11 protein-coding genes are annotated in these 11,825 nt (G+C 44.9%); 10 read left to right on the top strand and 1 reads right to left on the bottom strand.

The window, feature by feature from the left end; translation table 11 throughout:
• Nucleotides 1–46: 46 nt before the first annotated feature.
• Nucleotides 47–1,303 carry a dicarboxylate/amino acid:cation symporter gene (locus DFO72_RS10300; protein WP_113881611.1) on the bottom strand — a complete coding sequence of 419 codons (1,257 nt, stop codon included), beginning with the start codon at nucleotides 1,301–1,303 and terminating at the stop codon, nucleotides 47–49.
• A gap of 457 nt (nucleotides 1,304–1,760) precedes the next feature.
• Between DFO72_RS10300 and DFO72_RS10305 the strand changes: the two genes are divergently transcribed.
• The 10 genes from DFO72_RS10305 (at nucleotide 1,761) to DFO72_RS10350 (ending at nucleotide 11,804) form a co-directional block, all read left to right on the top strand.
• Complete coding sequence (locus DFO72_RS10305) at nucleotides 1,761–2,654, top strand: Vgb family protein (protein WP_113881612.1); 894 nt, start codon at nucleotides 1,761–1,763, stop codon at nucleotides 2,652–2,654.
• Nucleotides 2,655–2,861: 207 nt separating this feature from the next.
• Nucleotides 2,862–3,416, top strand: coding sequence for a TetR/AcrR family transcriptional regulator (locus DFO72_RS10310; RefSeq protein WP_395858156.1), 555 nt, complete (start codon nucleotides 2,862–2,864; stop codon nucleotides 3,414–3,416).
• Nucleotides 3,417–3,430: 14 nt separating this feature from the next.
• Nucleotides 3,431–4,912, top strand: a complete 1,482-nt coding sequence (locus DFO72_RS10315) for an o-succinylbenzoate--CoA ligase (RefSeq protein WP_113881614.1) — start codon at nucleotides 3,431–3,433, stop codon at nucleotides 4,910–4,912.
• A gap of 4 nt (nucleotides 4,913–4,916) precedes the next feature.
• Nucleotides 4,917–5,333, top strand: a complete 417-nt coding sequence (locus DFO72_RS10320) for a MaoC family dehydratase (protein WP_113881615.1) — start codon at nucleotides 4,917–4,919, stop codon at nucleotides 5,331–5,333.
• Nucleotides 5,333–6,343 carry a 3-oxoacyl-ACP synthase gene (locus tag DFO72_RS10325; protein WP_113881616.1) on the top strand — a complete coding sequence of 337 codons (1,011 nt, stop codon included), beginning with the start codon at nucleotides 5,333–5,335 and terminating at the stop codon, nucleotides 6,341–6,343. Before DFO72_RS10320 ends, DFO72_RS10325 begins: the two co-directional genes overlap by 1 nt.
• The gene (locus DFO72_RS10330) at nucleotides 6,340–8,187 is read left to right on the top strand and encodes a 6-bladed beta-propeller (protein WP_243856118.1); all 1,848 of its coding nucleotides are present in this window, start codon (nucleotides 6,340–6,342) and stop codon (nucleotides 8,185–8,187) included. Before DFO72_RS10325 ends, DFO72_RS10330 begins: the two co-directional genes overlap by 4 nt.
• Nucleotides 8,188–8,216: 29 nt before the next feature.
• The gene (locus DFO72_RS10335; protein WP_113881708.1) at nucleotides 8,217–9,419 is read left to right on the top strand and encodes a substrate-binding domain-containing protein; all 1,203 of its coding nucleotides are present in this window, start codon (nucleotides 8,217–8,219) and stop codon (nucleotides 9,417–9,419) included.
• A gap of 39 nt (nucleotides 9,420–9,458) precedes the next feature.
• A complete protein-coding gene (locus DFO72_RS10340) occupies nucleotides 9,459–10,232 on the top strand; it encodes an ABC transporter ATP-binding protein (protein WP_113881617.1) in 774 nt (257 codons plus the stop codon).
• Nucleotides 10,210–10,914, top strand: a complete 705-nt coding sequence (locus tag DFO72_RS10345) for an ABC transporter ATP-binding protein (protein WP_113881618.1) — start codon at nucleotides 10,210–10,212, stop codon at nucleotides 10,912–10,914. The genes DFO72_RS10340 and DFO72_RS10345 overlap by 23 nt, the downstream gene beginning before the upstream one ends.
• Before the next feature lie 20 nt (nucleotides 10,915–10,934).
• Nucleotides 10,935–11,804, top strand: a complete 870-nt coding sequence (locus DFO72_RS10350) for a branched-chain amino acid ABC transporter permease (RefSeq protein ID WP_113881619.1) — start codon at nucleotides 10,935–10,937, stop codon at nucleotides 11,802–11,804.
• Nucleotides 11,805–11,825 lie beyond the last annotated feature (21 nt).

An 11,825-nucleotide genomic window follows, 5' to 3' on the forward strand; every position in this document is an offset into this window, starting at 1 on the left:
AAGGTGTGTATCCTTCAAGCCTCTCTTATTACTCGCTTCAATAGCTTTATTTCAAGGCAAATGATTCCTTCAGCCAATTCTTTCCCTCAACAAATCGGCTGACCATCATGGCCGAAACCGTGTTGCCGGCTGAATTCAAAAGGGTTGCCGGTGCATCAATGATAGTAGAGATGACAGCGATAATCGGAAGTACTTCAGGCGGAAAACCGAAGACACTTAAAATCAGCATCTCGCCAATCATCCCGCCGCCAGGGATAGCACCCATCACAGCTCCAACCAGGAATGAAACGGCAAGAATGGTCAGAATGCTTGTCATGCTCGACATGTCTTTTCCAAACAAGCTGAACAGGAAAACAATCTTAAACACTCCGCCAAGTACAGATCCATCTTTATGCGTGTTAGCCCCAAGAGGGATCATCGTCTCAGCAATATCCTGCGGAACACCCATCTTTCTGACAGCAGCCAGGTTAATCGGAATACAAGCTGCACTGGAGCATGTAGCAATCGCACTGACAGAAGGTGTGATGGCATTTTTCCAGAACACCCTGACGCCATCTTTACCGCCAGCCGCAAAGGCATACAGCGTAAAGAAACCAAAGAAGTAAATAAGCGTTAAGACAAGATAAAGAACAAATACACGTACATATCCGCCAAGAATCTGCGGGCCAAGCTCACCAATGATGGTTGCGAAATAACAGCCAAGACCAATTGGTGCATAGTACATCACAAATCCAACAATCTTCATCATGACAGCGGAACCAGAAGAAAGAAGATTCGCAATCGGCTTGCCCTTATCACCAGACATCGCAGTGGCCAGTCCGAATAAAATTGAAAAGACAATCAGCTGCAGCATGTTATTTTTTGAAAACAGCATCTGGAAATCAGGAACCGTGAACGCCTGGACCAGCTGACCGAGGAACGTGACATCTTCTGCTTCAGGGTCAATAGCTGCCTCCGTCATAATGCTCTTAATGGCAGAGATATCTGTATCTTTGAGCGGGTCTACTATCGAGATACCGATGAAACCCAGGATGGCAGATATGACAGCCGTAATGAAAAAGACGGTGAATATCCCGGCCATAATCTTTCCAAGCCTTTTCATTCCGCCCATATTCGCAAGGCTCGAAGCGATGCTAAAAAAGACGAGCGGAACAATAATCATAAACAATAAATTTAAGAATAAATCCCCAAACGGCTTCACAACCGCTGTCTTCGGGCCAAAAACCACTCCGGCTATTCCGCCGATCAAGATGGAGAGAAGCAGGAAGATGGTTAGTTTGTAATTTGAAAGAACCTTTTTCATGATGTCTCAACCTTTCTATATATTCCAGCACTCTATTATATAATTAATTACTGCTGCAAAAGAAGGCTGTTTATATATTTCTTAATATTCTTCCGATTCTTTACCAATTAATCTTAGTATTGGCCAAGCACCATTTGACTTCACCCAATAAATACCTTACAGTTAAAATATCCATAGTCGAAAGGGTGAAGAAAAGCACATGATTCGATAATCCTGGCTTTAGAGAAAATCGATATTATAGCCTCAAGTTCAGTTCTGAAATGTGTGGGAATGGGCTTTATTTATCGATTGTTTTTCTGAGATAAGATTAAGGTGTGTGCTTTTTGACATGAAGAGGGCTGAACTAATCGAAAAGCCTATTTAAGTCTATGTTTGTGCTACACTGCCTCCTGTCTCGGAAAAACGAGATAGGGGGCTTTTTGTTTTTGAAAAAATTTCAGTGTTCGGAGGGAACCATATGGAATTTCAATTACAGGAAATCAATCTTGCCAGTAAAAATACAGGCCCATACGGAATTGCTGTTTCAGATCGGGGAGAAGTCTGGTTTACACAGCATAAAGCCAATAGGATAAGCTGCATTGGATTGGATGGGGAACTGACAGAGTACCCGCTGCCGACACCGGATGCAAAAGTCATGTGCGTAATGGTGTCATCAAAAGGAGAGACCTGGTTTACCGAGAATGCAGCCAACAACATTGGGAAAATAACAAAAGAAGGAATTGTTCAAGAATATCCCTTGCCCCATTCAGATTCAGCACCTTATGGGATTACAGAAGGGTCGAACGGCGATATCTGGTTTACCGAAATGAATGGAAACCGTATTGGGCGGATTCAGGAAGACGGCTCAATCAATGAATACGACCTTCCAACTCAAGGTTCGTACCCAGCATTTATTACGCTGGGATCTGATGATGCCCTATGGTTCACAGAAAACCAAAATAACGCGATTGGAAGAATTACGGAAAATGGAGAAGTGACAGAGTTTCCAATTCCTACTCCAGCATCTGGGCCGGTTGGGATTACGAAAGGTAACGATGGTGCACTATGGTTTGTCGAGATTATCGGCAATAAAATAGGACGGATTACCACCTCAGGAGAAATAACGGAATATGAAATTCCAACCCCGAGCGCCCGCCCGCATGCCATCACAGCTGGGGCAGGCAATGAACTATGGTTCACGGAGTGGGGAGCAAATAAAATTGGAAGAATTGCAGACAATGGGATGATTGAGGAGTATCCGATTGAAACTCCCAATGCTGAACCGCATGGCATTTCAAGCAGGGATGGGAAAACGATTTGGTTTGCATTGGAATGTGATAAGATTGGGAAACTATCTATTATGAATGTCTAATCTCATAAATTTAATAGATTATTTAACCCCGTTACTACTAGTATACGGGGTTCTTCTAATTGGATTTTAAACACCAATACTTAATAGCCAGAAAAAAATTAAAAATTATTGTTGTAATTTTAAGAATATTATTTATAATAAAGTTGAGAGGTGATTCAGGTGTCAGTTAAGAATGTGACTGAGGAAAAAGTACTAACTCCAAGAGGAATGGAAACGCGTGAAAAACTGTTAAAAGCAGCTGAAGAGGTTTTTGGGCAGAAGGGATATTTTGAGACTTCCATCGTCAATATTTCTCAGGAAGCCAAAGTCGCTCAGGGAACCTTTTATAATTACTTTCCTTCCAAGAAAGATATTTATGATGAGCTGATCCGCAGCTACAGCCGGGATCTGCGCATTGCGATTAAAGAAGGAATGGCAGGAAGCTCTTCATTTGAGGAAGCACAGCGAAATGGCTTTTTCGCTTTCTTCAGCTGGGTCAAAAATCATCCGAATTTGTACAGCATTGTCCAGCAGGCGGTCGTAGTGGATCAGGAGCTGTTCCGCTGGTATTACGGGAAGCTGGCCAACGGATTTTTAAAGAGTCTTTCTCAAGGAATTGAAGCCGGAGAGTTTAAGGACCTTGATCAGGAGACAGTTGCTTACTGTTTAATGTCGATTGGACAGTTCCTAGGCATGAGATGGGTGTATTGGGAAAAGAAAGAAGTTCCTGAAGAAGCATTTGATGCCGCGATGACACTTATCTTCCAGGGGTTAAAAAAGTAAAGAGGGGGAGTTCGATGAAAGGGATTGCCTATTGGATTCAAAAATGGGCATATACACATCCAGATCGAACAGCAGTCATAACAGATAACGATAAGGTGTCCTACAGGCAGCTGGATAAAATGATCGATTCAGCTGCTGTGAAAATCCATGAAAAGCTGCAGGGAAGAAAAGGGGAACGCATCGCCATTCTGTCGCACAACCGGATTGAATACATAGTCCTTCTATTTGCTATTGCAAAGGCAGAATGTGTGGCCGTCCCTCTCAATATTCGGCTAAGTGCGAAGGAACTAATATTCCAGCTCAACGACAGTGGCTCAAAGGTGATTTTTGCCGAAAAAGAAAATGCAGGGTTTGTGTCCTCCCTCGTTGAACAAAGCGAACTCCAGAGTTTGGAGTTTATGGAGGACTTATGCCAGGGTACTCAAACGAGCCTTGCTAATGAGAATCCAATTGACGAGGAAGCTCCATACATTATCTGCTACACCTCCGGGACCACCGGCAAACCGAAAGGGGCCGTGCTGACACAGAGCAATATGTTCTGGAATGCCGTGAATAACAAGCTTGCGATTGATTTAACGTCAGAGGATCGCTGTATCGTGCTGCTTCCGCTGTTTCATATAGGGGGAATCGGGCTGTTTGCCTTTCCGTCCTTATTTTCAGGCGGAACCATTGTCATCCCAGGAAAGTTTGAGCCTGAAAAAGCGCTCGCGATGATTGAAAAACATAAGGTGTCCATTGTGATGGGGGTTCCGACCATTCATCAGGCACTGCTGACAAGCCCATCATTCCAAACGGCTGATTTGAGCACAGTCCGCTGGTTCTATAATGGAGGAGCACCATGTCCGCATGAGTTAATAGATGCCTATTTTGATAGAGGGTTTCTGTTTGGCCAGGGCTTTGGAATGACGGAGACGTCTCCTACACTATTCATGCTCACAAAAGAGGATGCATCGCGGAAAAGAGGATCGATCGGCAAGCCGGTGTTATTTTCCGAATACAAGCTGATAGATTCAGAGGGCAGTGAGGCTGCAAAAGGTGAAGTTGGCGAGCTTGCGGTGAGAGGGCCAAATATCATGAAGGAATATTGGAACCGGCCTGATGCCACTATGGATGCACTGAAAGATGGATGGCTCCTGACAGGGGATCTAGCCAAAACGGATGAAGAAGGATTCCTATACATTGCAGGCAGGAAGAAAGAAATGATCATTTCAGGCGGGGAAAATATTTACCCCCTTGAAGTAGAGCAAGTGATCAGTCAGTTAAAGGATGTTTCAGAGGTTGCCGTGGTTGGGAATGCCGATCCTCTTTGGGGTGAAGTGCCTGAAGCGTTTATTGTAAAAGAAAATGGAAGCGCTTTAACTGAAGATGATGTTGTTCAACACTGTCATGGCAATCTTGCAAAATATAAGATTCCAAAGAAGGTAACATTTTTAAACGAGCTCCCGAAAAATGCCACGGGAAAAATACAGAAAACACAACTTTTAGTAAGAGGGTGAAAAGGTGATCAGTTATAGTGTCGGCCAGCAGGCTTCCTGCAGCAAAACCATCACAGAAACAGATTTTGTGATGTTTGCAGGATTAAGCGGTGACTTCAATCCGGTCCACATAGACGGGGAATACGCCAAAAAAACGAGGTTCAAACAGCGCATAGCCCATGGTCTCTTAACATCCAGTTTATTATCCCAGCTATTGGGTGTGCATCTCCCAGGAAAAGGATCCATTTATGTAGAACAGACCATCCGGTTTAAGTCCCCTGTTTTTATAGGAGATACGGTTACTGCAAAAGGAACCGTTCAGGAAATTGACCAGGAAAGGCGAATACTGACACTCCTGACAGAGTGCTTTAACCAGGAAGGAACACTAGTTTTGACGGGCACAGCCAAGATGATGGTGCCTGAAAATGGAGGGGTAATCTGATGGGAATCGGCATTAAATCAACAGGAGTTTTTTTTCCTCCTGGAATTGAAACGGCAGCCGACCTGGCTGTAAAGACGGGCATACCCGAACAGGTAATTATCGAAAAGTTCGGTTTGGTCCAAAAGCATGTTGCGGATGATGGTCTTCATGCCTCTGACTTGGCCATTGGGGCGGGAAGGGAGGCCCTCAAAGGGATTGACCCGCTGTCCATCGATGTCGTCATCTATTTTGGCAGCCCTCATAAGGATTATTATGTCTGGTCAAGCGCTCCGAAAATACAGCATGAATTAGGGGCGAAAAATGCCTACGCGTTTGAAATCATGAATGTCAGCTCCTGTTTTCCGATTGCGTTGAAGGTGGCAAAAGACATGATCGCTTCAGATCAGTCAATTCAAAATATCCTGCTAGCAGGGGGATGCAAAGAGTCACAAATTATCGATTATGCGAACCCACGGTCACGCTTCATGTTCAACTTTGCAGATGGAGGCACTGCTGCACTGGTCACCAGGGATTCCTCCCAGAGCGAAATTCTCGGAAGTGCCATTCTGACAGATGGTTCCTTCCATGATGATGTCCGAACGCCTGCTGGGGGATCCAAACATTTTGCCAGCCGCGAAACAGTTGAGAAAAACCTCCATTATATTGATGTGAAGGATCCGCAATCTATGAAAGAAAGGCTCGATCCTGTATCGATTGCAAATTTTGATCATGTAGTTCGCGAAGCACTCCATAGAAGCGGTTATACTCCACAAGATATGAAACTCCTATTGCCACTGCATACAAAACGTTCCATGTTCAAAGAACTCTTACAATCACTTGAACTTCCTGAAGAAAAAGCGATCTACTTAAATCACCATGGCCACATGTCTTCACTTGACCCATGCATTGGGGTGCATTTTGCACAGGAACGGGGATTGTTGAACCCTGGGGATATTGCCGTAGCAGTCAGTGCGGGAACTGGGTATACGTGGGCTGCGACAGTTGTTCAATGGAAAGGAGAGAAAAGATGAAAAGGATAAAGGGAATTGTCCTGTTCTTCCTTCTATTTTCCCTTTGGAGCACCGGCGGCGGGATTGCAGAGGCGTCCTATAGCTTTCAGGACGCGTGGGGAAATGAGAGTGATCCTAACAATGAGTTTAGGACACCGGTAGCCATGGCCAAGGATAGCTCCGGTAATCTTTACATGGCAGATATGGGGAATCATCGGATCGTGAAAATGGATTCCTCCGGCAAAATCCTGGAGACATTTGGATCCCTCGGCAATTCACCGGGAGAATTCAATATGCCTTTTGGCATTGCCATTGATCGAGAAGGGAACATTCTGGTGGCTGATACAGGCAACTACCGAATTCAGAAGTTCGATTCCCAATTCAAGTTTATTAAAAGCTGGGGAACTAAAGGGGAAGGGAATAATCAATTCGGTTTTCCAAGAGAAATCGCGATAGATCAGCAGAACAATTATTACATTACAGATGAATTTAACCATCGCATTCAAAAATTTAATTCTGAAGGACAGTATCTCCTAACGATCGGCTCCTATGGAAAAGGCAATGGCCAGATGGCGCTGCCTCAAGGCATTGCCATTAACAATATGGGAGAAGTCTATGTTGCTGATACGTACAATAATCGAATACAAGTATTCGATCAGAACGGCAGCTTCAAGCGAAAAATAGGCGGACTTGAACCAGGATTAGGCTCCTATCAATTTTACCATCCAAGGGGAATCAACTTTGAACCGAATTCTGGAGCTTTATATGTAGCGGACACCTATAATAACCGAATCATGAAGTTTGACGCTTCTGACAGATTTCTCTATACAACAGGGATTTTTCCCAACTTAGTGTATCCGAATCAAATCCTGCCAGATGAGGATGGAGATTTATTCATTACCGATACAGGCAATAACCGAATTGAAGTCTACAAGGAAATCGGAATGAGCATCTCTTACAAAATGACGATTGGCTTGGGCCGGTATGGTGACAAACAATATGCAGGGCCATATGATGTTCAAAGTGATTCAAAGGGGAACGTGTTTGTATCAGATTCATTTAATCATCGAATCCTGAAGTATAATGCAAGCGGAAGTCTGGTAAGCAAATGGGGAAGCATGTACGGCACGGGCGGACCTTTTGGCTACGGCAGTTACGCAGGTCAATTTTTTGTGCCGAGGCAAATTGCGGTTGACCGTTATGACAATGTCTATGTGGCAGACTCAGTAAATCATCGCATTCAAAAGTTCTCTAACTCAGGGACCTTTCTGGCAGCTTATGGCTCTTTAGGAACATTAAGCGGCTATTTCCAATTTCCGAGCGGGGTAGCCGTTGACAGCAAAGGCAATATCTTTGTATCAGACTCAGAAAATAACCGAATACAAAAGTTTAATTCCTTTTTCATTTATATGAAAGAATGGGGCAGAAAAGGGACTGGCAATGGCGAATTTTCTCAGCCGATGCAGCTGGCGATCGACTCTAAGGACAATGTGTATGCAGTGGACCGGATCAATAATCGGGTTCAGAAGTTCGATAACAATGGCCAGTTTATTGCTAAGTGGGGAACAAACAGCGGAAGCGGCCACCTGGATCCATTAGAGAATTGGGGCGAAGAACCGGGTGATCTGTTCCTGCCTACAGGCATTGCTATTGATAATCAGGATCGTGTGTATGTTACTGACACTTCCAACAACCGCATGAATGTCTATGATGAAAATGGCAGATTCATAGAGCAGTTTGGATCTTTCAGCGGCGAAGATGGACATTTCTTTTCACCACAGGGTCTTGATATAGACAGAAGCGGGAACATTATTGTCGCAGACGGCCTGCTTCATAAAATACAGTTCTTTAGAAAAGAAAATTAAGACAGGGGGAATGAAAAGTGAAGTGTAAGGTGTATGGCATTAAGTCTGCTTTAACCCTCTTTATCGTGCTCACTCTTTTATTCATAACAGGTTGTTCCGGAGACACGGCAAGTTCAGAAGAAGAAACAATCAAAATTGGTGTTCTCGCCTCCTTAACCGGTCCGCTTGAGACGTACGGAAAGCAAACAGTAGCGGGATTTGAACTGGGCCTCGATTATGCAACGGAAGGATCGAATGAAGTTGCCGGCAAAAAGGTCGAGTTTATCGTGGAGGACACGGAAACAAAGCCAGATGTCGCAGTCAGAAAAGCGACAAAGCTGCTGGAAGAGGATGAGGTGGATTTCTTAGTGGGTTCATCAAGCTCTGGAGACACATTGGCCTTATTGCCGCTCGCTGAAGAATACGAAAAAATCATGGTGGTGGAGCCTGCGGTTGCAGACAGCATCACAGGAAAGAACTGGAACAAATATATCTTCAGGACAGGAAGGAATTCGTCTCAGGATGCTGTTGCCGGTGCGGCCGCAATCGCTGAAAAAGATGTGAAAATCGCGACTTTCGCACAGGATAATGCCTATGGCCGGGAAGGGATCGCTGCTTTTAAAGAAGGAGCGGAGAAGCTCGGTGCCACTATTGTAAATGAACAATATGCAGACCCGAATTCCACTGATTTCACAGCGAATATTCAAAGCATCATAAATGAAAAGCCTGATTACCTTTATATCGTCTGGGCAGGATCCAATGCACCATGGAAACAGTTAAAAGATATGCAGCTGGAGGAGCAGGGAATTAAAATTTCCACTGCAGCTCAGGACATTGCTTCACTAAAAACGATGGATTCCTTAATTGGCATGAGCGGTTTTTCCATTTACTATCACACCCTTCCGGATAATAAAGTGAACGACTGGCTGGTGGAAGAGCATAAGAAAAAATTTGACGGTGAAATTCCGGATCTGTTTACTGCCGGCGGAATGACAGCTGCCATCTCCATTGTAGAGGCACTAAAGAAAACAGAAGGCGATAAAGATGTGGATGGTTTAATCACCACAATGGAAAACATGGAATTTGAGACACCGAAAGGAAAAATGAAATTCCGGGCTGAAGATCACCAGGCATTGCAGTCTCTGTATGCAGTAACTCTCGAGGAACAGGAAGGGGTGGATCATCCAGTACCGGTCCTGATCAGGGAATTGAATATGGAAGAAACCGAGCCGCCAATCCGGAATGGCGAATAAAATTTCAGAATAATTAGATTAATAGGAGGGGTCGCCAAGTTGGAAAAAATTCTGGAAACAAAAAGCCTATCGGTTTCCTTTGGCGAGCATGATGTCATAAAAGAAGTGAACCTGGAAATAGAGCGAGGCAAGCTGACATCGATTATCGGTCCCAATGGGGCAGGCAAGACCACACTCTTTAACCTGCTGAGCGGCCAAATCGCTCCGACAAAGGGAGAGATTTATTTTAAAAACGATAATGTAACAAAGCTTTCTGTACCATTACGGGCGAGAAGGGGCATCGGCCGCTCCTTCCAGCTCACCAATATTTTTCCGGAGCTGACGGTTCTGGAAAATATCAGGCTGGCCATCCAGTCATCGAGCAAAGATTACTACTCAATCTTACCAAGGCTTTCTTTCATGAGCCGCCAGCAGGATGAAGCAAAAGCGGCCATGGAGCGGTGCATGCTAAGCGGCAAGGAAGATGTGCTGGCACAGGATCTGGCACATGGAGAAAAAAGAAAACTGGAGCTGGCCATGCTGCTGGCTCTTAAAACAGAACTGCTTCTGCTCGATGAGCCGACAGCAGGCATATCGATTGAAGAGATTCCGGCCATTCTGGAAGTGATTGAGAACATTAAGAAGGAAGGCATGTGTACGATTGTCTTAATCGAACACAAGATGGAGATGGTCATGCATCTTTCCGATACTCTGGTGGTTCTCTTCAATGGAGAGCTCCTGGCAAGCGGCAATCCGAAGGAAATTATCAAAGATCAGAGAGTTCAAACGGCATACTTGGGAGGCTTGCATCGTGAGTCTATTAAAACTGGATAATCTTGAGACCTATTTGGGTCAATATCACATCCTTCAGGGAGTGTCCATGTCCGTAGAAGTGGGAAGCATCACCGTCCTGTTCGGAAGAAATGGAGCAGGCAAAACGACAACACTGCGCTCCATCATGGGGTTCAATCCATCCACCACGGGTTCTGTGCATTATCACAACCAGAAAATCAGCGGAATGCCTACTCACCTGATATCCAGGAAAGGAATCGGGTATGTGCCGGAGAATCAGGGAATATTCAGTGCGCTGACAATAGAAGAAACGCTCAATCTGGCCAGGGCAAAGAGCACTGGAGATGCGGAAGAAAAAATGGAGTGGATGCTGGAACTCTTCCCGGATTTAAAGAAATTCTGGCGCAAGAAAAGCGGTTTGCTTTCCGGCGGACAAAAGCAGATGCTGGCGATTGCGAGGGCGTATATCAATGGGGATGGACTGCTTTTGATTGATGAGCCAAGCAAAGGATTGTCACCGATTATGGTTGAAAAGCTGATGGAATCAATTCTAAAAATGAAAGAAAAAACAACGATACTGCTTGTGGAGCAGAACTTCCTGATGGCAAGTGAAATCGGCAATTACTTTTACATTATGGACGACGGAAAAATAGTCCATGATGGCTGGATGCAGGATCTAAAGGACGACAGGGAAACCTGCCAGAAATACTTGGGCATCGCGTAAGCAGTGAAGGAGGGCTGGAAATGGAAGTCTTTATTAATTTATTGGTCAATGGGGTTTCAACAGGGCTATTGATATTCCTTCTGGCTGCTGGACTTACTTTAATCTTCGGGCTGATGAGTGTCCTGAATTTTGCCCATGGCGGATTATTCGTTTGGGGCGCTTTTTCAGGAGCATGGATTTTTAAAGAAACAAACAGTTTTCTATTAGCGATTGCGGGATCCATTGCAATCGGAATGGTATTGGGCTGGGTATTGGAGAGATTTCTGATCCGTCCTGTATACGGAAATCATGTCCGTCAGCTGCTGATTACATTAGGAGGCATGCTGGTCTTGTCAGAAAGCATCAAAATCTTCTGGGGACCCAATCCGATACGGGTAAACCTTCCAGCGTGGCTCGAGGGGAGCTATCAGTTTGATGGAATCATCATCATTAAATACCGTGTGTTTGTGATTGTGGTTGGGCTGCTGCTGTATCTGGCATTATGGCTTTTGCTCAGCCGTACACAGATTGGCCTTATGATCCGGGCTGGAGTGCTGGATAAGGAAATGGTACAGGCGCTCGGAATCAATGTAAAGGGTCTTTTTACCTTCGTATTCCTGCTCGGTGCCGGATTGGCTGCTTTAGGCGGAGCGCTATTGGCGCCGTATTCTGGAGTCGTTTTTGCGGAAATGGGCATGCAATATGCCATACTGGCTTTCATTGTGGTCATCATTGGGGGGATGGGCAGCCTGCAGGGATCAGCACTGGCTTCCCTGATCGTAGGAGTCGCGGGAGCGTTTATGGCTTATTATATGCCTGATTTGTCACTGGCCTTGAATATGCTCCTATTGGCCACCGTCTTATTGGTGAAACCAACCGGGCTGCTGGGAGAAAAGGGGAGTGCCGTATGAGAGGGGTAGTTCATAAAGTGC

It is taken from the genome of Cytobacillus oceanisediminis (assembly GCF_004366035.1).
GTDB lineage: Bacteria > Bacillota > Bacilli > Bacillales > Cytobacillaceae > Cytobacillus > Cytobacillus oceanisediminis_C.